The 21705-nt window shown below is 69.4% G+C and carries 19 protein-coding genes and 1 pseudogene; 7 read left to right on the top strand and 13 right to left on the bottom strand.

From position 1 onward, the window contains the following. Both K8V84_RS24095 and K8V84_RS24100 read left to right on the top strand, forming a co-directional pair. Positions 1–199, top strand: a pseudogene (locus K8V84_RS24095) (dicarboxylate/amino acid:cation symporter); the annotation flags it as partial. A gap of 202 nt (positions 200–401) precedes the next feature. Further along, entirely contained in the window at positions 402–1610 is a 1209-nt protein-coding gene (locus K8V84_RS24100; RefSeq protein ID WP_304078926.1) for a chemotaxis protein CheA, read from the top strand. 141 nt (positions 1611–1751) lie between these two features. Here the strand turns inward: K8V84_RS24100 and K8V84_RS24105 are convergent, their stop codons facing one another. From K8V84_RS24105 to K8V84_RS24115, 3 genes are all read right to left on the bottom strand, one after another. Further along, positions 1752–2396 carry an AAA family ATPase gene (locus K8V84_RS24105; protein ID WP_304078893.1) on the bottom strand — a complete coding sequence of 215 codons (645 nt, stop codon included), beginning with the start codon at positions 2394–2396 and terminating at the stop codon, positions 1752–1754. 19 nt (positions 2397–2415) lie between these two features. Then, entirely contained in the window at positions 2416–2748 is a 333-nt protein-coding gene (locus K8V84_RS24110; RefSeq protein ID WP_304078895.1) for a zf-TFIIB domain-containing protein, read from the bottom strand. A gap of 99 nt (positions 2749–2847) precedes the next feature. Next, positions 2848–4230 carry an NAD(P)H-quinone dehydrogenase gene (locus K8V84_RS24115; RefSeq protein ID WP_304078897.1) on the bottom strand — a complete coding sequence of 461 codons (1383 nt, stop codon included), beginning with the start codon at positions 4228–4230 and terminating at the stop codon, positions 2848–2850. Between the two features lie 352 nt (positions 4231–4582). Here K8V84_RS24115 and K8V84_RS24120 point away from each other — a divergent pair, with 352 nt between their 5' ends. Then, on the top strand, positions 4583–5401 hold the full coding sequence (locus tag K8V84_RS24120) for a purine-nucleoside phosphorylase (RefSeq protein WP_304078898.1): 819 nt from the start codon (positions 4583–4585) through the stop codon (positions 5399–5401). 484 nt (positions 5402–5885) lie between these two features. Here the strand turns inward: K8V84_RS24120 and K8V84_RS24125 are convergent, their stop codons facing one another. From K8V84_RS24125 to K8V84_RS24145, 5 genes are all read right to left on the bottom strand, one after another. Then, the gene (locus K8V84_RS24125) at positions 5886–6533 is read right to left on the bottom strand and encodes a PH domain-containing protein (protein WP_304078899.1); all 648 of its coding nucleotides are present in this window, start codon (positions 6531–6533) and stop codon (positions 5886–5888) included. After that, positions 6533–7630 carry an adenosine deaminase gene (locus K8V84_RS24130; protein ID WP_304078900.1) on the bottom strand — a complete coding sequence of 366 codons (1098 nt, stop codon included), beginning with the start codon at positions 7628–7630 and terminating at the stop codon, positions 6533–6535. Before K8V84_RS24130 ends, K8V84_RS24125 begins: the two co-directional genes overlap by 1 nt. 91 nt (positions 7631–7721) lie before the next feature. Continuing rightward, positions 7722–8957, bottom strand: coding sequence for a M20 family metallopeptidase (locus K8V84_RS24135; RefSeq protein ID WP_304078901.1), 1236 nt, complete (start codon positions 8955–8957; stop codon positions 7722–7724). Positions 8958–8987: 30 nt separating this feature from the next. Then, positions 8988–10160 (bottom strand): glutamate--cysteine ligase, encoded by a 1173-nt coding sequence (locus tag K8V84_RS24140; protein ID WP_304078902.1) that lies wholly within the window; start codon positions 10158–10160, stop codon positions 8988–8990. A gap of 134 nt (positions 10161–10294) precedes the next feature. Beyond that, positions 10295–11428 (bottom strand): YihY/virulence factor BrkB family protein, encoded by a 1134-nt coding sequence (locus K8V84_RS24145; RefSeq protein WP_304078903.1) that lies wholly within the window; start codon positions 11426–11428, stop codon positions 10295–10297. Positions 11429–11579: 151 nt separating this feature from the next. On the opposite strand from K8V84_RS24145, the gene K8V84_RS24150 reads away from it, so the two are divergent. Together K8V84_RS24150 and K8V84_RS24155 are read left to right on the top strand one after the other, a co-directional pair. Further along, complete coding sequence (locus K8V84_RS24150; RefSeq protein ID WP_304078905.1) at positions 11580–12701, top strand: galactokinase family protein; 1122 nt, start codon at positions 11580–11582, stop codon at positions 12699–12701. A gap of 138 nt (positions 12702–12839) precedes the next feature. Continuing rightward, positions 12840–14093, top strand: a complete 1254-nt coding sequence (locus K8V84_RS24155) for an LCP family protein (RefSeq protein ID WP_304078907.1) — start codon at positions 12840–12842, stop codon at positions 14091–14093. A gap of 652 nt (positions 14094–14745) precedes the next feature. On the opposite strand, the gene K8V84_RS24160 is transcribed toward K8V84_RS24155, so the two are convergent. Together K8V84_RS24160 and K8V84_RS24165 are read right to left on the bottom strand one after the other, a co-directional pair. After that, the gene (locus tag K8V84_RS24160) at positions 14746–15963 is read right to left on the bottom strand and encodes an NADP-dependent isocitrate dehydrogenase (protein ID WP_304078909.1); all 1218 of its coding nucleotides are present in this window, start codon (positions 15961–15963) and stop codon (positions 14746–14748) included. A gap of 187 nt (positions 15964–16150) precedes the next feature. Then, positions 16151–16504, bottom strand: coding sequence for a DUF3017 domain-containing protein (locus tag K8V84_RS24165; RefSeq protein ID WP_304078911.1), 354 nt, complete (start codon positions 16502–16504; stop codon positions 16151–16153). A 524-nt stretch (positions 16505–17028) separates the two neighbouring features. Between K8V84_RS24165 and K8V84_RS24170 the strand changes: the two genes are divergently transcribed. Continuing rightward, positions 17029–17631, top strand: coding sequence for an FHA domain-containing protein (locus K8V84_RS24170; RefSeq protein WP_304078912.1), 603 nt, complete (start codon positions 17029–17031; stop codon positions 17629–17631). A gap of 118 nt (positions 17632–17749) precedes the next feature. Here the strand turns inward: K8V84_RS24170 and K8V84_RS24175 are convergent, their stop codons facing one another. From K8V84_RS24175 to purN, 3 genes are read right to left on the bottom strand one after another with little or no spacing between them, the layout of a single operon-like run. Beyond that, positions 17750–18610: a bifunctional methylenetetrahydrofolate dehydrogenase/methenyltetrahydrofolate cyclohydrolase gene (locus tag K8V84_RS24175; RefSeq protein ID WP_304078914.1), complete on the bottom strand. Its 861-nt coding sequence runs from the start codon at positions 18608–18610 to the stop codon at positions 17750–17752. 9 nt (positions 18611–18619) lie between these two features. Further along, positions 18620–20185 carry a bifunctional phosphoribosylaminoimidazolecarboxamide formyltransferase/IMP cyclohydrolase gene (gene purH, locus K8V84_RS24180; RefSeq protein WP_304078916.1) on the bottom strand — a complete coding sequence of 522 codons (1566 nt, stop codon included), beginning with the start codon at positions 20183–20185 and terminating at the stop codon, positions 18620–18622. Next, positions 20182–20793, bottom strand: a complete 612-nt coding sequence (gene purN, locus K8V84_RS24185; protein WP_304078928.1) for a phosphoribosylglycinamide formyltransferase — start codon at positions 20791–20793, stop codon at positions 20182–20184. The genes purH and purN overlap by 4 nt, the downstream gene beginning before the upstream one ends. A gap of 296 nt (positions 20794–21089) precedes the next feature. On the opposite strand from purN, the gene K8V84_RS24190 reads away from it, so the two are divergent. After that, complete coding sequence (locus K8V84_RS24190; RefSeq protein WP_304078917.1) at positions 21090–21482, top strand: DUF4190 domain-containing protein; 393 nt, start codon at positions 21090–21092, stop codon at positions 21480–21482. The last annotated feature ends 223 nt before the right edge of the window (positions 21483–21705 follow it).

Below are 21705 nucleotides of genomic sequence, written 5' to 3' on the forward strand. Positions count from 1 at the left end.
GGCCGTCGTCGCCAAGCGCGAGGGCATCCTCGACCTGGTCCGCTACAACGCCCGCCGGGGTTCCACCGGTTTCGTTCCGCTGGAGGAGCCGGGCACCCTGTCCGCCGAGGAGGCCTCCGCCGAGGCCGCCACCGACGAGGCCGAGGAACGCGACCCGGAGGCCGAACGCGCCACCGCCGGTTCGAGCGCGAAGAGCTAGCTCGCGCGCACGAACCGATCAGGGGCCCGTCGAAGGTGTTTCGGCGGGCCTCTTCGCGTCGAGAACCAGCGCGACCTGTCGAACTCGTCGGAGAAACCGGACACAAAGGCCCGCCTTCGGGAACTGAGCAGGCCCCCTGTTCGTCACCGTGGATAAGGGAGGCGAGAGGAACGACATGTCGCACCGCTTGGTAATACCCACAGTGCTGACCGCCGGTCTCACGGCGGCGGTGGTGACCGCGGCGGCGATACCCGCCGCGGCCGACACCGGGATCGAGGCACCCACCACCGAGGAGATCGTCGAGGAGCTGGAGGGCGACGGTGTCTTCATCGACCCGTCCATCGAGCAGATCTCCGCCGCCGACGAGGGGGCCCTGGAAGCCGCGTCCGAGGCCGCGGACTCCCCCGTCTACTACGTGATCCTGCCCTTCGAGGTCGCCACTTCCGAGGCCGGCGTCGACACGCTCATGGCCCCCGTCATGGCCGAGGTCGGTGACGGCGCCTACGGGATCCTGGGCGGTAGCGACCACTTCTACGTCACCTCCCCGAACCTGGACGACACCGAGGCGATCCGGGAGAGCGCGCTCAACGAGGGCGGCAACCAGATCGACACCCTCGCGGCGGTGCCACAGGCCGTGGAGACCACAGAGGCCCCGGCCGAAGCACCCGGCGGTGGCGGTTCCGGTCTGGTGATGCTGGTCGTCCTGGCGTTGGTCGTCGCGGCCGGTGGCTGGTACGTGTACAAGAGCCGGCAAAGGCGCGAGGCCGAGAAGGCCAAGCAGCTCCAGGAGATCAAGCAGATGGCCACCGAGGACGTCGTGCGCCTCGGAGAGGACGTGGCCCGGCTGGAGATCGACCTCTCCGCGGTGGACGAGGCCACCCGCAACGACTACTCGCGTGCCATGGACTCCTACGACCAGGCCAAATCGTTGCTGGACACCATCCAGGAGCCGGAGCAGATCAAGATGGTCACCGGCGCCCTGGAGGACGGCCGGTACTACATGACGGCCACCCGGGCCCGGATGAACGGCGACCCGGTGCCGGAACGGCGCGGTCCGTGCTTCTTCAACCCGCAGCACGGCCCCTCCAGCGAGGACGTCACCTGGGCACCGCCCGGTGGCTCTCCCCGTTCGGTCACCGCGTGCCCCGTGTGCGCCCGGGCGGTGCGCAGCGGCGGGCAGCCGGACGTGCGCATGGTGGAGGTCGACGGTGACCGTCGTCCCTACTACGAAGCCGGCCCGGCCTACGCCCCGTACGCGGGCGGCTACTTCGGCGTGAACATGATGATGGGCATGTTCACCGGCATGATGATGGGCTCCATGATGGGGTCGATGATGGGCGCCGGGATGATGGGCGCGGGCATGGAGGACGCCGGCGGCGACTTCGGGGACTTCGGCGGCTTCGACTTTTGACCCCTGAAGACGAACGAGGGCCCCGGGGACGACCGGGCGGGTTCTAGCGGTGGTCGCAACACCCTGGCTTCGGGGAGGTTGCGACCACCGTGTCGTTTTCCGAGCAAGAACCGGCCCCGTTCCCCAGGGCCCTTCGTCGTCTCAGTCGGCGGGGACGAACGTCTCCGCACGTTCGAGCACCCACCGGCGCACGGCCTCGACTGTCTCCTCCGGAGACGTACCGGTGGTGTCCAGCAGGGTCAGTGGCGCTTCGAGCCGAGCGGCCTCGGCCACCAACCACTCCTGGTACTCCAGGGTCTCGTCGACACGTTCCTGGTCCCAGTCCCGCCAGGCCGGTCGGGACAGCAGACGACGGGTGAGGACCTTCGGGTCGCAGGTGAGCACGAGGTAGTGCACCCCGTCGAACAGCGCGCGCTCGGGCAGGTGCTCCAGCTCCGGCGGGGCCACCGTCCCGCACAGCACGACGGGCCGCCCGCTCTGATGCACCATGGCGGCGGTGCGCAGCCAGGTGGAACGGAACAGACGGTGGTCGTCGGCGGGGTCGCGTAGGCCGCCCACCCACAACAGGTCCTGTTCGAGGACGACGAAACGGTCGCTCAACCCCTCCGGGAGGGCGCGGGCCACGGTGGACTTCCCGGTCCCGCTGGGCCCGGCCACGCACAGCAGCGGCAACCGTTGGAAGGGGCGGGTGCGCCCGCAGGAGGCACAGCGCAGCAGGTGCGGTCCCGCACTCGTGTCCGGCGCGGGATCCCACTCGCCGCAGTGTTGGCAGATCAAGGGGTGCATGGTCGATTCGCCGCCCGGATCAGTCGAAGAGCTGTTCCAGGAAACTCTTGCGCCGACGTCGGTAGGGGCGGGGCGAGTCGCGGTAGCCCCGATAGCCGCGTGGAGAGTCCGGTCGGTAGCCGCCCGGAGAGTCGGGGTGGATGCCGCGACCGCGGCTCGGGCCGTAGGGGTCCGGGGGCGGCGGCATGTTCGAGACGGGCGGCGCGACCCCGTAGTGGCGCTCTTCGGCGATGACGATGCGCTCCAGTTCACCCCGGTCGAGGAAGATGCCCTGGCAACCGTCACAGCGGTCGATATGGACGCCCTGACGGTCGAAGGTGCGCATCGGACTTTGGCATTTCGGGCAGATCACGCCCGAAGGCTAGGAGCATTCTCGTCAAGGACGATTAAAGACCGGCCCGGAACCCGCCGTGTGTCCTGCACAGATCCACACGGCGGGCGGGTTCCGCGGTTACTCCGGCGAGGCCAGCATGAGGGAGCGGGCCGCCTCGGTGACGCTGCCGGACAGCGACGGGTACACGGAGAAGGTGTGCGCGATGTCGTCCACGGTCAGGCGCTGCTGGACCGCGATCGACACACCCAGGATGAGTTCGCTGGCGCGCGGGCCGACGATGACGCCGCCCAGGACGATGCCGGTGTGCTGACGACAGATGAGCTTGACGAAGCCCTCCTTGACCTGGGTCATCTTGGCGCGCGGGTTGGTGTTGAGCGGCAGGGTCACGATCCGGCCGTCCACCCGACCGCTGCGGATGTCGTCCTCGCTGGTGCCGACCGCGGCCAGTTCGGGGTGGGTGAACACGGTGGAGGCGACGGTGGACAGCTGAAGCGGCGCCACGGCCTCGCCCAGGGCGTGCCACATGGCGATGCGACCCTGCATCGCGGCGACGGACGCCAGCATGTTCACACCGGTGCAGTCACCGGCGGCGTAGACACCGGGGACGGTGGTGCGGGAGACCCGGTCCACCTCGACGAAGCCGCCGTCGCCCAGACCGACCCCGGCCTCCTCCAGGCCCAGACCTTCGGTGTTGGGGATCATGCCGACGGTCATGAGGCAGTGACTGCCGTCGACCGTGCGACCGTCGGAGAGGGTGACGCGCACGCCGTCCTCGGTGCGCACCACCGACTCGGCGCGGGTCTGGCTGAGGACCGTCATGCCGCGGCGGGCGAAGACGTCCTCCAGCACCTTGGCCGCGTCGGAGTCCTGGGTGGGCATGACGAGCTTGCGCGAGGAGACGAGGGTGACATCGGAGCCCAGAGCCTGGTAGGCGCTGGCGAACTCGGCCCCGGTGACACCGGAACCGACCACGATGAGCCGCTCCGGAAGTTCCTTGAGGTCGTAGAGGTGGCGCCAGGTGAGGATGCGTTCCCCGTCCGGCACCGCGGTGGGCAGCTCACGGGGGTGGGCTCCCGTGGCCAGCAGGATGACGTCGGCGCGGATGCGCTGGTCGCCGACGGCCACGATGTGCGGGTCGACCAGGCGGGCCTCGCCGACGATGACGTCGACCCCCTCTTTGGCCAGTCGCGCTCGTGTGTCCTCGGACTGGGCCCGGGCCAGGCGTTTGATCCGACCGTTCACGTGCTGGATGTCCACCTCGACCGCCGGCTCGTTCTCCGCGGCCTCGGGGACGTTGATGCCCAGGAACGACGACTCGCGTACGTAGGTGGTGCGCGTGGAGGTGGCGATGAGGCTCTTGGAGGGAACGCAGTCGGTGAGGACGCAGGCGCCGCCGATGCCGTCGCGTTCCACCACCGTCACGTCCGCGCCGAGCTGCGCTGCGACCAGTGCCGCCTCGTAGCCCCCGGGCCCGCCACCGATGATCACGACCTTCGTCACGCTGCCTCACTCCCTCTGCCGGCGATGCGACATGCCCGTTCCCGGTCCGGGTAGACATTCGGGCACGACGGGGCACCACCTGGATTTATCACTTTCCTCCATTGTCGGCCATACGGACGGCCGAAAACCGCAGGCACCCCGCACGTCGCCGCCCCACCCGCAGGTGACCGCTCGTGTCCGCTCCCATGACCTGCCCGGATGCGACGAACACCACCCGCGGGCACGCGGAGAGTTCACCGACGGTGACCGGATCGTACTCCTCCGTTCCGACGCAGAACGCCCACAGGGCCGACACCGCCGCAGAGCGTTGCGTTCCGGAGTTATGTGATCACCAAGCGATAGCATCCGACTTGTGAGTGAATCAGAGCAACGGACGACCGGTGACGCGAAGGCGCTGGCGACGGAGGCGGCCAAGGAGCTGCTGACCCGGACCGGCGCCGACAGTTTCGACGCCCTGGTGGTACTGGGCTCCGGCTGGGCCGGGGCGGTGGACACCCTGGGTTCGGTGGACATCGAGTTCGACGCCGTCGAACTACCCGGGTTCGTGGAACCCACCGCCGCGGGACACAGCGGACGCGTCCGCAGCATGTGGGTGGGCGACAAACGCGTCGTCGCGTTCATGGGTCGCGTGCACTCGTACGAAGGGCACGATCCGATGACGGTCGCCCACGCCGTGCGCACCGGTATCGCCGCCGGCGCCGAGGTGGCCGTGCTCACCGGGTCGTGCGGTTCCCTGCGCACCGACTTCGCGCCGGGGCAACCGGTGATCCTGCGCGACCACATCAACCTGACCGCGCGGTCACCACTGGTGGGCCCCGACTTCGTGGACATGAGCGCGGCCTACAGCACGCGATTGCGCGAGATCACCCGCGAAGTGGACGCCTCGCTTCCCGAAGGCGTGTACGTGGCGACTTCGGGGCCACAACTGCAGACCCCGGCCGAGCTCAAGATCCTGCACCAGGCGGGCGCGGACGTGGTGGGGCGGTCGATCGCCCTGGAGGCCATCGCGGCCGTGGAGATGGGCGCCGAGGTCCTCGGGTTGGCCATCGTCAGCAACGACGCGGCCGGAGCGGTGTTCGAGCCGTTCGAGGAGTCGAAGGCACTGGAGATCGTCGAACGGCGTTCCCACCGACTCGGCGAACTCCTCAACCGCGTGCTGACCTCCTCCTGAACACACGAAAGGCCCGGTCGTGACCGGGCCTGTCCATTTCGCGCGCCCGCGGGCGCTCGGGCGACCGAACGGCGACCGCTCGTACCCGAGGGGGTTCAGGGCACCTCCGACCGGAACCGACGTGGTCGGTACCGGCGTGGCGAGCGTACACCCCGAGGCCATGGGGTGGACGGCACCGACCTTGGTTCCGGTCGGAGGTGGTGCTTTCCCCGGTGTGCCGCCGCGCGGGATCCCCGCAGACCCCGTTGGACTCGCGACGGACGACACCTCTTCTTCCCGTTATTCAGTTGAACCGCGCGCGTGCCTTGGAAAGAAAGTCCGGGTGGGTGGCCATCCGCGCGAAGCCCGCCCACCCGGAACGCTCTCCCTTAGGCATGCCTAACCTAACCAGAACTTCCAGGTGCGCGTCAACCCCGAAATCGGCAAAGACGGAACCCGGCCACCCGCCGTGCGGGGACCGGGTTCGATCCGGGGAAGGGACGGCTCAGGTCAGCAACAGGACCGCCACGAGCTGCACCACGGCGGCCACCCCGACCACGATCACCTCCAGGGGGACCATCGTCTGCGGCCGGTCCTGCGCTCCCAACGCGGCGGGGCCTTCCTCCGCGACCACCTTGATGGGACCGGTCAGCGGACGCGCCTTGTAGCGCTCGGCGTCCTGTCTCAGCTCCCGCGCGACCAGTTCCACCGGACGCATCCTGGTGGGATCCTCGTCCTCGCCCGGGTCCAGGTAGCCGGAGTCGCGGCGCAGGTTCTCCCGGACCTTGGCCCGCTTGGTCTCCCGCAGCGGCCAGGAACGGAACTCGCCCTCGGGGGTGTGCACCCGCAGCACGTCCACGACGTCCACCCACACCACGGCGGCCCAGGGAACGAACGCCTCCCGCACCGGGTTGACCATCCTGATCCCACGCGGGGTGGAGACCACCCGGGGACGCAGCCAGGCCAGATAGACCCCCGCGACGGTCAAAAGCAGGACCGAACCGGCGATCCAGGCCATCCGGTCGCTGCCCCGCAGCACCAGGTCCACCAGCAGCAGGGCCGCGATGACGATCCACACGATCGCCATCACCCGAGTGCCGGTGGAGGCGTGGGTGACGGTGGCGCTCCGGGCACCGTCTCTACCCGATGCCATCAGTCCGTCGCCCACTTCAGCTGCGCGAACCCCGGCTTGATGATCCCGTTGATCAGCGACAGGCGTTCGTCGAAGGGCAGGAACGCCGACTTCATGGCGTTGACCGTGAACCACTGGAGGTCGTCCCAGCCGTAGCCGAACGCCTCGCTGAGCTTGGCGAACTCCTCCGAGAGGGTGACACCGCTCTGGAGACGGTTGTCGGTGTTGACGGTGACCCGGAAGCGCAGGTCGCGCAGCGGCCCGATCGGGTGGTCGGCGATGGACTCGGCGGCGCCGGTCTGGATGTTGGAGCTGGGGCACATCTCCAGCGGCACCCGCTTGTCGCGCACGTACTGGGCCAGCCGGCCCAGGCGCGGGGCGCCGTTCTCCTCGACGGTGATGTCGTCGATGATGCGCACACCATGGCCGAGTCGGTCGCAGCCGCACCACTGGAGCGCCTCCCAGATGGAGGGCAACCCGAACGCCTCGCCGGCGTGGATGGTGAAGTGGAAGTTCTCCCGGCGCAGGTACTCGAACGCGTCCAGGTGGCGGGTGGGCGGGTTGCCCGCCTCGGCGCCCGCGATGTCGAAACCGGACACGCCCCGGTCGCGGTAGCGGACCGCCAGCTCCGCGATCTCCGAGGAGCGCGCCGCGTGCCGCATCGCGGTCACCAGCTGCCCGGTGCGGATGCCGTACCCGGCGTCGGCCGCACGCTTTCGACCCAGCTCCAACCCCTCCTGGACGGCCTCGACGACCTCCTCCAGGCTGAGCCCGCCCTCCAGGTGCTGCTCGGGAGCGTAGCGCTGCTCGGCGTAGACCACGCCGTCGGCGGCCAGGTCCTCGGCCGCCTCCGCGGCCACCCGTACCAGGGACTCACGGGTCTGCATGACCGCCGTGGTGTGGGCGAAGGTCTCCAGGTAGCGCTCCAGCGAACCGGAGTCGGAGGCCTCCCGGAACCAATGACCCAGTTCCTCCGCATCGTAGGTGGGCAGTCCCTTGTAGCCCGTCTCGCGGGCCAGTTCCACCACCGTGGACGGACGAAGACCGCCATCGAGGTGGTCGTGGAGGAGCACCTTGGGCGCCCTCCGGATCTGTTCGACAGTCAGTGGCTGATTCATCTCATCAGGATGCCACTGGGAGGCGAGCGCACCCGACGGGGCGACACGAAGTTGCCGAGAATCCGGCAGAAGCCACCGATTCGGGCACTTGTCAGGCGAGCGCCTCGCGGTTCGCGTGCACGCCCTCACGTGTGATGTCCCACAGCGCGGTGAGCGCGGTGGTGACCATGAAGCGGGTGCCCACGCCGATGGCGCGCTCGTCGACGTCGAAGGTGCCCCGGTGCAGGTCGAGCATGGGACCGTCCCAGTCCGGGGAGTGGGTGCCCAGCCGGGCCAGCGCGCCGGGAGCGTGCTCCAGGTACCAGGCGAAGTCCTCCCCGCCCAGACTCTGCGCGGTGGGGGCGACCGCGTCGGCTCCCAGGGCCAGGGTCACGGCCTCGCGCATGATGTCGACGCTGGCGGCCTCGTTGATGGTGGGCGGCACCCCGCGACGGTAGGTGACCTCGGCGTCGGCGCCGTAGGCGGAGGCCACCGACTCCACCAGCCCCTTGACGATGTCGGGCGCCTGGTGCCAGGCCTCGTCCTCCAGGCAGCGCACGGTGCCCTCGGCCACGGCGTCGTCGGGGATGACGTTGGGGGCCGAACCGGCGCTGATGCGACCCCAGACCAGGCTGAACCCGGCCCTCGGGTCGATGCGTCGGGACAGCGCCGCGGGAAGGTCGGTGACCACCTTGCCCAGGGCGTAGACCAGGTCGGAGGTCAGGTGCGGGCGTGCGGTGTGGCCGCCCGGACCGGACAGGCGGACCAGGAGCTGGTCGCAGGCGGCGGTGATGCCGCCGGTGCGCAGCCCCACTTTGCCGGTCATGAGACGGGGGTCGCAGTGCAGGGCGAAGACGCGCTGCACGTCCTCCATCCCGCCGGCGTTGACCACCTCCACCGCCCCGCCGGGAAGCTCCTCGGCGGGCTGGAAGAGGAGCCGTACCCGGCCGGGCAGCGCACCCGCACGGGCCTGCTGGGCGAGGAAGATCCCCGTGGCCAGCAGGACCGTGGTGTGCACGTCGTGTCCGCAGGCGTGCGCCGCGCCCGGGACGGTGGAGCGGTAGGGGACGTCCTTCTCGTCCGCCAAGGGGAGGGCGTCGATGTCGGCGCGAAGGGCGACCAGGGGGCCGGGACCCTCACCGACGTCACAGATCAGACCGGTGCCCTGGGGGAGTTCCTTGGGTTCCAGCCCGACCGCGCGAAGACGTTCGGCGAGACGACCCGTGGTGCGGTGCTCGGCGAACGCGAGCTCCGGGTGCATGTGCAGGTCCCGGCGGAAGCCCGTGAGCTCCCGTTCATGGCGCGCCAGAAAAGCGGTCAACTGTTCCGGCAGGTCACGTCCCCGCATGGAGGGTCCCCTCTACTACTTCGCACGTCGTTATCGCGCGCCGGCTCCGTCACCGACACCGACCGTGGCGCGGGTGGGGTCCGCGTCGAACTCGCCGGCGAGCAGGTCCACGACGTCCTGGAGCGAGCCTCCCTGGGAGACGACCGCACGCTGACGTTCGTAGGAGGCGCCCTTGTCCAGGATCTCGGAGATCAGGTCCAGGTCCTCCGCACAGCCCAGGCGGGCGGCGACCGGGGTCAACTCGCGGACCAGCTCGTACAGGTCGTCCCGGATCGGAACGGTGGTTCCGTACGAGTCCGTGATGACACGAGCGTCGAGTCCGTAACGGGTGGCCCGCCACTTGTTGTCGTTCACCACCCAGGACGGCGGGCTGGGCAAGCCGTACCCGCGGTCGAGCTGGTGATCGAACAACTCCACCAGACTCTGGGAGAGAGCGGCGGCCATTCCCACCTCGCGCAAGGTGGGAATCCCGTCGAACATCCGGATCTCGATGGTGCCGAAGTCCGGGTGCGGACGGATGTCCCACCACACTTCCTTGATAGAGGCGATGGTACCCGCCTTGAGAAGGGTTTCGAGGTATTCCTCGAAAGCCGGCCAACCAGGGAGGTTGGGCGGCGGTCCGGAGGTGGGGAGGGCGCCGAAGACAATGGACCGCGCGGAGGCCAGTCCCGTGTCATAACCACCCCAAAACGGGGACGAAGCACTCAAAGCAAGAAAATGGGGGATGTACTTCGCAAGTGCGTTCACGATCGGAATGGCCTTCTCCTTGCCGCGCACCCCGACGTGCACGTGAACGCCACAGGTGAGGATGCGCCGGGCCAGCCACTGCATCTGCTCCACCAGCTCGCCGTAGCGCTCGCCGGGGCTGAGCGACTGGTCCCGCCAGTGGTCCATCGGATGCGTGCCCGAACACGTCAGCATGGCGCCACGGGGCTCCAGCACCTCACGCATCCGACCGACGTTGCGGGCGAGGTCGCGCTTGGCCTCGTCCACGGTCTCGCAGATCCCCGTCACCACCTCGATCTGGGACTGCATGAGTTCGTGGCGCAGCGGGGGGACCGCCGCGTCGGCACTGAGGTCCGGGAGTTGCGCGAGGAGTTCCTGCGCCTCCTGCCGCAGGTGGCGACTGTTCCGATCGACGATCTGGAGTTCCCACTCCACGCCTAACGTCGCACGTTCGGATGACTTGAATGCGATTCCCATCTGCCCTCCGCAAGGTGTGGACGGCACCCGGCCGTCTCACCGCTCAGCCCGGCGCACCGATCGACCGGGACACGGGAGGACTACCCGCCGTAAGCGTTACGCATACGGACTTCAGGGCCAATAAACGGAGGAAATCACCCGGCGGAATCCTTTTTCGCGGGGTTCCCATCCCGTTCCCGTCGCATTACCGATGCCACGCCGATCGCGGTGGCACCAGCCCCCATCAGCGACAATCCGTAGGCGAGGACCCGCCGGGCCCATCGGCGCTCGGCCAGTTCGTCCTCGCGCGGGCGCAGCACCGGGGTCGGTCGCGTCCAGTCCACCCCGGCCTCGTCCGGGCTCGGCAGCGAACCCGTGTACGGCGGCGGCATCGACAGCCGGGTCGCCGTCCACGCCGCGCTGAACATCACCAGACGCATGACCAGGTTGATCCAGACCAACAGCCCCACCAGGACCGCGAAGGACGCGTACACCGGGTTGGAGAGCGTCCCCGCCAGCAGCGTCGTCGCCAGGGTCTTGAGCACCTCGAACCCGACCGCGCCCAGCAGGGCGCCCCGCCACATCGTCCGGGTCGGGCGTCCCGTCCCCGACAACAACGTGAACACCAGCAGGAACAGGCACATGTTCACGGCGACGGCGATCACCAGCGCCAGCACCCGCAGAAGGAGGTTGGCCGGCAACGACTCGTCCAGTTCCACCAGGGACAGCAGCCAGACGGTCGCGGTCTGCATGAAGCTGGTGAAGGCCACCGTGAACAGCAACGCCGTGCCGAGCCCGAGCATCACCAGCAGATCGCCCAGCTTGCGCAGCACGAAGTTGGGCCCCTGCTTGGCGCTCTTCAGCCAGATCGAGTGCAGCGCCTCGCGCAGCGCCGCGACCGAGTTCAGCCCCGCGTACAACAGACCGAGCGCGCCGATCACACTCGCGCCCACACGGGCGTCCGCGATCTGTTCCATGGGCAACTGCTCGGACAGCCCCGGCAGCACCTCGTCGAGCGCGTCCTCCAGGTAGTGGCTGAGCTCCACCTGACGGGCCGCCAGGAAACCCACGACCGCGAAGGCCAACGCCAACAACGGGAAGAAGGACAAGAACGCGAAGTAGGTGACCGCACCGGCCAACTGGTTGCCGTTGCGGTCCGAGTAACGCTCGTAGGCGCGTACCAAGTGATCGACGGCCGGGGATCGGTGCCGCAACCCCCAGTAGGCGTCCATCGCCAGGTTCCGGTAGCGACCGGCCGTGTCCTTGGCCCGGTCCAAGACTCCGGCCATCGTCCTCCCGCCACTGACTTTCCGCCGCCGACCTTGTGGATCCGCAACCCTAGCCTTGCCCGTGCGGGCAGGGGAAAACCCCACGCCCGGGCGGTACCGAACACACGGCAGACTTGGACCCGGAGTCGACAGAGGCGACGGAGGTCGGGACGTGGGTTTCACCGGGGCGCGGTTGCGCGCGGTGTTGGGTACGGGCAAGGGCGGCCCGGTCGGGACGTGGCCGGAGGCCGCGCCCGGACCCGCCGCGCTGACCGCCGGGTTCGTGCAGTGGTTCGGCGTCGAACCTTCCGGGCTCTGGCACGCGCCGGGGCGCCTGGCGTTGATGGGCGAGCACAACGCCGCCGTCGGTGGGCCCGCCCTGTTCGTCGCTCTGCCGTGGGGGATCACCGCGGCGGTCGGCATCTCCGACGACGGACGCACACGAACGGCGACGCCCACCGGCCCGCTGAGCGATCGACACCGGGCCTCCCGTGAGGTGGCGGCCGTCGTGGCCTCCGCGCGCGCCTGTGGCCGGCTGGACGACGGGCAAGGGCTCCGGGTGATGTTCGGCGCGGACCTGCCCGCGCACGCCTCCCTCGGGCACTCCGCCGCGTTGGGCGCGGCCGTGACCCTCGCGCTGGCGAACCTGTCCGGGTCCGACCTGCCCGAGGAGGTACCGGTGTCCCGACGCGTGTGCCTGGACGCCGCGGCCGGTCGGGTCGTCCGGGTGAACCAGGGCAGCGGCCGCACCGCGCTCCTCCCCTTCGATCTGGTCGCGGCCGACCTGCGCCTGGTCGTCGTCGACACCGGCGCGCTCCCCCGACGCGACCTCAGACCGGTCCGTGCCGCCGAGCTGTCCCGAGCCCAGGAGCTCCTGGGTCCGCTCCGGGCGATCCAGGATCTGCGAGCGACTCTGCACCGGATCCAGAACCCCGTGCTGCGCGAGCGGGTGGAGTTCGCCGTCACCGAGACGCACCGGCTCAACGCGGCGGTGGGGCTGCTGCGGACCGACCGGTTCGGCGAGGTCGGTCCGATCCTGTCCTCGTCCCACCTGTCCCTGCGCAAGTTCGACCTGCCGCTGTCGGCGGTGGAGGTGGCGGTGGAGGCCGCCGCCCTCGCGGGCGCCCGCGGCGCCCGGATGACCGGCTGGGCGGGAACCTCCTTCGCCCTGGTCCCGTCCGAACGGGTGGCCGACGTCACCGACGGGGTGCTCGAAGCCTTCCGCCGCCGGGGCCGTCCCGAACCCCGTGTACGGGTGGCGGTGCCTTCGGAGGGCGCTCGCCGGGTGGCCTGATCGCGACCGCGGGGAGCGGCCTCGTCCCCTCTTTCGACTCTTAACCGGGATCGAAGTGAACCGGACTACCCTGTCAGCGATCACAAGGGACATAGGACACCAAGTGCGACACACGGCGCGGACCAGATAGGCGAATCCATGGCTGACCGACGACATCGGGGGGAACCCGGCTCGACCGGCGAACACAACAGGGGTGGTGTGTTCCGACGTGCCGGCGATCCCGACAAGCCGGACGCTTTCGAGAAGCTCTACCGCTCGCGCGAGTCCGAGCAGCGCGTGGTGGGCGAGACCCGTCGCCTTCCCCCCGCCGACCAGGTGCCCCCGCACCGCCCCCGCAAGCGCCGTACCCACAGCGGTGGACGCGAGTACGACGGCCGCGGCATCAAGCGTCGCGCGAAGGAGCAGCGCAAGAAGCGCTTCCGCAACACCGTGGTGGTCCTGCTGGCCCTGCTGCTGGTGGTGCCCACCGGCTTCTACCTGTGGGCGGACTCGCGGCTGGAGCGGGTGGAGGCCCTGCAGGACTACGAGGGCCGCCCGGACCGCGCTCGCGGCACCACGTACATGATCGTGGGCTCCGACAGCCGCGAGGGCATGGACGAGGAACAGATGCGGGAACTGGCCACCGGCAACGCCGAGGGCCGCCGTACCGACACCATCATGATCCTGTACGTGCCACGCGACGGCGAACCCACGATCGTGAGCGTGCCCCGCGACTCCTACGTCCCGATGCCCATACCCGGTTACGCGGACAACAAGATCAACACGGCCTTCGCCGACTCGGTCTGCGGCACCGACGAGGAGGGCGAGGAGGTCTGTGGTGGCCCCGCTCCCCTGGTCCAGGCCTTCGAACAGGCCTCGAACGTGCGGATCGACCACTACGTCGAGATCGGGATGGGCGGCTTCGTCGACCTGGTCGACGCCGTCGGCGGCGTGGAGCTGTGCCCCGAGGAACCGATGGTGGACCCGAAGGCGGGCCTGGACATCGAGGCGGGCTGCCAGGAGATGGACGGCGGAACCGCGCTGGGTTACGTCCGTACCCGCGCCACCCCCCGCGCCGATCTGGACCGGATCCAGCGTCAGCGCGAGTTCTTCTCCGCGCTGATCCAGGAGGCCGGCGCTCCGTCCACGCTCTTCAACCCCTTCCAGTCGGTCCCCCTGGTGCTCGCCGGCACCGACACCTTCATGGTCGACGAGGGAGACAAGCTCCGTCACCTGGCGACGATGCTGCTGGCGATGCGCGGCGGTACCCGGACCACGGCGGTTCCGGTCGGTGAGACCCCCTCCCTGGACGGCGTGGGTTCGGTCGTGCTGTGGGACGAGGCCCGGTCGCAGCTGATGTTCGACGCCATGAACGAGGGCGAGCCGATCCCCGAGGAGGCCATGCAGGACTGATCCGGATCGGCGGCACCGTCGCGTCCTCGCGCTCGGCCCCGTCACCGCCGTGGGAAACCCCCGAATCCACGGCCGGTGAGGGGGCCGGCGTGCGTCCGGAGCCGTTCGACGCGAAAAGTCCGTTCGGGGTTTCGGGGGATTGTGGGGAAAGGCGAAGGGCCCGTCACCGGAGTGACGGGCCCTTCTTCGTGACGTTCCGTACTGTGCGCGCCTACCCCCCAGCGGGCGCACGGCCGGCACGTCGGCTCGTGGTGGCCGAGGGGCTCGAAACCCGCTCTGGCCTGCCGATTCTCACCGGCGTGTCTCCACCATAAGTCAAAGTTCGTCAAAGGTGCGAATCGTATGCACGTGTCATACATCGCACTAGGGCCGGGAACTCCCTCTCGACACCGTCATCTTCCCACCGCGGGCACTTCCATGTGGCCCGAACAGAGGAAACACGCCGGGTGAGTTCGTCGGTCGCGCGAACTCGAAACCCCATGAAAACGGCATTTCGTCGCGTATCGACCCGATCGCCCGGGACCGCGCTCGCGACCGACCCAGGAGACGACGAAGCCCGGACGTCCCCTTGCAGGGGGACGCCCGGGCGTGAGCGGTACCTCAGCGTGGGCGCCGGCTCAAGACGCCCCGAGAGGAACCTTCTGCTCCTCAACTAGCCGAGGCGCTTGCTCAGGTTCTCGTCCAGCGCGGCGAGGAACTGCTCGGTGGTCAGCCACTCCTGCTCGGAGCCGACCAGCAGAGCGAGGTCCTTGGTCATCTGGCCGCCCTCGACGGTCTTGATGACGACGTCCTCAAGGGTGTTGGCGAACTCGATGACCTTCGGGGTGTTGTCCAGCTTGCCCCGGTGCTCCAGACCGCGGGTCCACGCGAAGATGGAGGCGATCGGGTTGGTCGAGGTGGGCTTGCCCTGCTGGTGCTGGCGGTAGTGACGGGTCACGGTGCCGTGGGCGGCCTCGGCCTCGACGGTGCGGCCGTCCGCGGTGCGCAGCACCGAGGTCATCAGACCGAGCGAACCGTAGCCCTGGGCGACGGTGTCGGACTGGACGTCACCGTCGTAGTTCTTGCACGCCCAGACGTAGCCGCCCTCCCACTTGAGCGCGGCGGCGACCATGTCGTCGATCAGACGGTGCTCGTAGGTCAGGCCCGCGGCGGCGAAGCTGTCCTTGAACTCGGCCTCGAAGATCTCCTCGAACACGTCCTTGAACATGCCGTCGTAGGCCTTGAGGATCGTGTTCTTGGTGGACATGTAGACCGGGTAGTTGCGGTCCAGGCCGTAGTTGAGGCTGGCGCGGGCGAAGTCCTCGATGGACTTGCGGTAGTTGTACATGCCCATCGCGACGCCGCCGTCCTCGGGGAACTCGGCGACCTCGAACTCGACGGGCTGGCTGCCGTCGGCCGGGGTGTAGGTCATGGTGACCTTGCCGGCGCCGGGGACCTTGAAGTCGGTGGCCTTGTACTGGTCGCCGTGGGCGTGACGGCCGATGATGACCGGCTTGGTCCAGCCCGGCACCAGCCGCGGCACGTTCTCACAGATGATGGGCTCGCGGAAGACGACGCCGCCGAGGATGTTGCGGATGGTGCCGTTCGGCGACCGCCACATCTTCTTCAGGCCGAACTCCTCGACCCGGGCCTCGTCCGGCGTGATGGTGGCGCACTTGACGCCGACGCCGTGCTCCTTGATGGCGTTGGCCGCGTCGACGGTGATCTGGTCGTCGGTGCGGTCGCGCTCCTCGATGCCCAGGTCGTAGTACTTCAGGTCGACGTCGAGGTACGGCAGGATCAGACGGTCCTTGATGAAGGACCAGATGATCCGGGTCATCTCGTCGCCGTCGAGCTCGACTACGGGGTTCTCGACCTTGATCTTGGCCATGGCTGTGTGGCTGTCCCTTCAGTCTTCGCTACCGCCTCATGTCGCGCGGGGCCCTCCGCCGGTTTGTGACCGGCGTTCGGGCCGACGCGCGCACGGCGATCCCCTGATCCCGCCCGGTGTCCGTGCCACCCGGGGAGGCGGTGCTTTTTCGGTGTCGAGGTATCTCGACATCAAGCTTATTAGACGCTCATGAGGAGAGTTGCGGCGCCACCCAGGCCAACACGATCAACAGGACCGCGAGGGCCACCAACGTGGCCAGGTCGACCCAACGGCGGCGTACCGCCAGCAGGCCGATCCAGTCCTTGGGCAGGAACAGGCGGAAGGTCGCCGCGAGCAACAGCGCACCGGCGATGATGGCCGGTCCACGTTTGAAGTAGGCCGCGGCGACGACCACGATCCCCGCCGCCAAGGCGGACAACACGAGGGCGTAGGGCACTTGGGAGAGCCAATACGGCACCTTCTCCCCTGGTGTGTCCTCACCTCCGTCATCGGGGACGTTCCCGTCCGATTCCGCCACCTCGTCCTGCTCCGCGTCGTTCACCGCGTTCCGACCTGTTCGCTTTCCGGGTTTCCTGGCCGCCGCGCGGCTCGTCCTCATGGTCTCCCCCGGTGTCTGGCACGGACCGGCCACCAGACGGAAGGGACGCTGTCCGAAAGGAAAGGCGCTCCCCCGTGGCTCATGCTTCCTGGCGATTCCGATCGGCCCCGTTGGGATACGGGTTCCGGCGCCGGGAGGTACCGCGCCCATTGTAGTCTCCGCCCCCGCCGACACCTCAGGGCTCACGGATACGGACGTGACGCACTCGGAGGGTACTCACGACCGTTTCCCACTTCCGAGGGGGCCACAAGACCGTATTTCCTGGCCTTATCCCTCTAACTCCGAAGTAAGCGCGTAGAACACGTACCAGTCGGGTAACCCAGCCAGAGATGAGCGACCGGTGAGCGAGGACCCCCATGAAGCCCACACGACGTGTAGACGGAACCGTCGCCCCCCGACAGTCACCCCTCTCCCACCGACGCTCGTATCCGCATCGACCGCGCACGGCCGGTACTGGAGGAGTCACCGTGGAGGGTCCCTACCTACGGGTCGAGGAGAGCGCAGAGGTGTGTCCGCTCTCCGGTGAGGTCACCACCGTCGGCCGTGGCGAGGGGGCGGACATCCGCCTGGACGACCGCAGCGTCTCCCAGCTGCACGCCGAACTGATCCGCCGCGGGCCCTACGTCTACGTGGTGGACCTCGGGTTGTCCCGCAACGGCACCCGGGTCAACGGGCGCCCCATAGCCCGTCGCGTCCTGGAGGAGGGCGACGTGGTGAGCTTCGGTACCGCTCGCTGCCGGATCGGCGGGCTGCCCAAGGAACAGTTGAGCCCCGACAAGGTGCTGCGCCGGGGCGCGGCCCCCGAGCTCACCCGCCGCGAACTGGACGTGCTCACCGCCCTGTGCCGTCCGGCGCTCTCGGAGGAGGCGTTCGTGGCCCCGGCCACCGCGCGCGACATCGCCGAGGCCCTGGTCGTCACCGAGGCGGCGGTCAAACAGCACCTGCTTCGGCTCTACCAGAAGTTCCGCATCCCCGAGGGACAGAACCGGCGCACCCGCCTGGCCAACGAGGTGGTGGCCCTGGGGCTGGTCCGCCCGATGCCCGTCGGCCACGCCCGGCGCGCCGGCTGACGCCCCGGGACCCATCGGGACCCGGGGCGAGGGAACGCCCGAGAGAGGGCACCGTCGGCCGCCGGGCCGTCCGTTGAGGGCGGTGGCGGGCGACGGGTGGGAAGGCGAAGCGGTGGCGCTAAACGGTGGAGGCCGCCTGACGTTCGGCGGCCTCCACCACGTTGACCAGCAGCATCGCGCGGGTCATCGGGCCCACGCCGCCCGGGTTCGGGGACATGTACCCGGCGACCTCGGGGACGTCGAGGGCGACGTCCCCGACCAGGCCGTCGTCGGTGCGCGAGACACCCACGTCCAGCACGGCCGCGCCCGGCTTGACCATGTCCTTGGTGATGAGCCCGGGCACGCCCGCACCGGCGACGACGATGTCGGCCTTGCGGGTGTGCTCGGCCAGGTCACGGGTGCCGGTGTGGCACAGGGTGACGGTGGCGTTCTCCGAGCGGCGGGTCAGCAGCAGGCCGAGGGGGCGGCCCACGGTCACGCCACGGCCCACCACGACGACCTCGGCGCCCTTGATCGGCACCTCGTAGCGGCGCAGCAACTCCACGATGCCGCGCGGGGTGCACGGTAGTGGCGCCTTCTCCATGAGGACGAGCTTGCCCAGGTTGACCGGTTGGAGACCGTCGGCGTCCTTGGCCGGGTCGATCAGCCCGAGCACCCGGTTCTCGTCCAGGCCCTTGGGCAGCGGCAGCTGCACGATGTAACCGGTGCAGGCCGGGTCCTCGTTGAGCTCGTGGACGGCCTGCTCCACCTGCTCCTGGGTGGCGTCGGCGGGCAGGTCACGGCGGATGCTCGCGATGCCCACCTGCGCGCAGTCGCGGTGCTTGCCGCGCACGTAGGAGTGGCTGCCCGGGTCGTCGCCGACCAGGACGGTGCCCAGCCCGGGGGCGATCCCCTTGGCGTGCAGCTCGGCCACCCGCTCCGTCAGTTCCTCGCGAATGGCCTTCGCGGTGGCCTTTCCGTCCAGAACGATCGCGCTCATGCGTTGCTCCTAGTGGAAGAAGTGACGGGTGCCGGTGAGGTACATGGTGACCCCCACGGCCTCGGCGGCGGCGATGACCTCGGCGTCGCGCACGGAACCGCCCGGCTGGACGACGGCGCGCACACCGGCCTCGGTGAGGATCTCCAGACCGTCGGCGAACGGGAAGAACGCGTCACTGGCCGCGACCGAACCCTTGACCCGGTCGGCGGCGCGGGTGACCGCCAGTCGCGCGGAGTCGACCCGGTTGACCTGGCCCATGCCCACACCCACGGTCGCGCCGTCGGTGGCGAGGAGGATCGCGTTGGACTTGACCGCGCGCACGGCCTTCCAGGCGAAGGCGAGGTCGGCGAGGGTGGCCTCGTCGGCGGGGGTGCCGGTGGCCAGGGACCAGGTGGAGGGGTCGTCACCCTCGGCGTCGATGAGGTCGGTGTCCTGGACCAGCAGGCCGCCGCTGATCTGACGGGTCTCCCGGCGGGAGCCCCGCGCCGGGTCCGCGACGACCAACAGGCGGATGTTCTTCTTCTTGGAGAGGGTGGCGACGGCCTCGTCGGTGAAAGCGGGGGCGACCACGACCTCGGTGAAGACCTCGGCGATCTGCGCCGCCAGCTCGGCGCCGACCTCGCGGTTGGTGGCGATCACCCCGCCGAACGCGGACACCGGGTCGCAGGCGTGCGCCTTGCGGTGGGCCTCGGCGTTGTCGACCCCCACGGCGATCCCGCAGGGGTTGGCGTGCTTGATGATGGCCACGCACGGCTGTTCGAAGTCGTAGGCGGCGCGCAGGGCGGCGTCGGAGTCGACGTAGTTGTTGTACGACATCGCCTTGCCGTGCAGCTGCTCGGCGCCGGCCAGACCACCGCTCGCACCGGCCTCGGCGTAGAGCGCGGCCTTCTGGTGCGGGTTCTCCCCGTAGCGCAGGGTGTCCTGGCGGGTGTACACCGAAGCACGAAAGTCCGACCAACCGGTCTCCGTCGCCTCGTCGTCGGGGGCGTAGGTGGAAGCGAACCAGTCGGCGACCGCGGCGTCGTAGGCGGCGGTGTGCTGGAAGGCCTTCCCTGCCAGGGCCTTGCGCCGGTCGAGGGTGAAGCCGCCGTCGCGCACGGCCTCCAGCACCGCGTCGTAGGCGGTCGGGTCGACCACGATCGCCACGCTGCCGTGGTTCTTGGCGGAGGCGCGGACCATGGCGGGGCCGCCGATGTCGATCTTCTCGATGCAGTCGGCCTCGGGGGCGCCCGAGGCGACGGTGTCGGAGAAGGGGTAGAGGTTGACCACGACGAGGTCGAAGGGGGCGATGCCCAGCTCGTCGATCTTGGCGACGTGCTCGGGGTCGCCCTGGTCGGCGAGCAGCCCGGCGTGGACCGCGGGGTGGAGGGTCTTGACCCGGCCCTCCATGATCTCGGGGAAGCCCGTGACGTCCTCGACCGGGGTGACGGCCACGCCGGCCTCGGTGAGCCTGGCCGCTGTCGAGCCGGTGGAGACGATCTCCACCCCGGCCGCCGCCAGACCCGCGCCCAGCTCCGTCAGGCCGGTCTTGTCGTACACACTGATCAACGCACGCCTGATGGCCTGCTGGGTCACCGGTTCTCCTCTGTGTCGGTGCGGCCGAACCGCACGTGCCTACCGTCGATGGTCCAGCCCTCGCGGGCGAGCCGGCCGACCGTGTCGACCAGCATGCGCCGCTCCACGACCTTGATCCGTTCGTGGAGGGTGGACTCGTCGTCGCCGTCCTCGACGGGCACCATGACCTGGTCGATGATCGGACCGGAGTCGACGCCCTCGTCGAGGAAGTGGATGGTGGTGCCGGTGACGCGGACACCGTGGGCGAGCGCCTCGCGTACCGCGTGCGCGCCGGGGAAGGAGGGGAGCAGGGCCGGGTGGATGTTGACCGCTTGGTGACGGCCGACCACGGCGGGACCGAGGATGCGCATGAATCCGGCGGAGACGACCAGATCCGGCTCGTACTCGGTGATCCGATCGGACATGGCGGTGTCCCACTCGGCACGGTCCGCGTAGGCACGGAAGGGCACCACGAACGTGGGTACGCCGGCGGCCTCGGCCACCTCGACCCCACGGGTCCCTTCACGGTCGGTGCCGACGGCGACGATCTCCGCCCCGTAGGCGGGGTCCTTCGCGGCTTCCATCAGGGCGGCCATGTTGCTGCCCGTCCCCGATATGAGAACCACCACTCGCGCGGACAAAGCGTGCTTCTCCCTCATGTGTAGAAGAACGGTGCGGGAACACCGGGTCCCCACTCCCGGGGGCGCCGGGGGACGGCGCAGCATCCGGGAAAATCGCGTACGCCGGGTACAGGCGACCGGCATGGGCACAGTCGGCCCGTCCGCGCTCCCACCCTATCGGGCCGGGTAGCGTCTACCCCACGCGGACCTTGAGTTCCCCGCGCACACGAAGAGCCCCGCCTCCGTCCCGGCGGAGACGGTCCACGGCGCCCCACCTGCACCGGCGCCATCGAAGGAGTGAACCTGTGACCGACAACAGCCCGGAGACCCAGGCCGACGACCGTTCCCCGAAGGTCGAGCGAGGCGGCCTGTGGGGTCTGTTCCTGGGCCTGGCGGGCCTGTTGTTCCCGCCCTACAGCGGCATACTGTCCGCGATGGGCGTGGTACAGGGCCTGCGGGCCCGCCGGGCCGCGCGGAGCAACGACTCCGAGGCCCCGGGCGCGCTGTCGAGCATGGTCCTCGGCGTGGTCGGTGTGGTCATCTCCGCGTCGATGCTCTCGGTCCTGTTCGTCTACAACGACCAGGTCACCGAGTACCGGGACTGCGCGGCGCGGGCGCACACGGTCTCCTCGCAGAAGGCGTGCGACGAGGCGTGGGAGTCCGGCACGGGCCTTCCCCCGGTCGTCGTCGGCGGCTGAGGGGCGCGGCCCGAGCGATCACGTTCGGTGAGGGGCGGCGGGGATGGTCCCGCCGCCCCTTTCGTATGCCCATGGGCGGAACATCCGACTTCTCCAGACAGATCGACGCTGGTCAGAGCGTTTTCCGGACACCCACGGCAAGAAAAAGGGTTGTTTCTCAAACCACCAGGCACACCCAAAGGGATTACACTTAGTATGCAATCGTTCACTAAAAGTGCTGCCA

The sequence above is a fragment of the Nocardiopsis listeri genome (genome assembly GCF_020741345.1).
GTDB lineage: Bacteria > Actinomycetota > Actinomycetes > Streptosporangiales > Streptosporangiaceae > Nocardiopsis > Nocardiopsis listeri_A.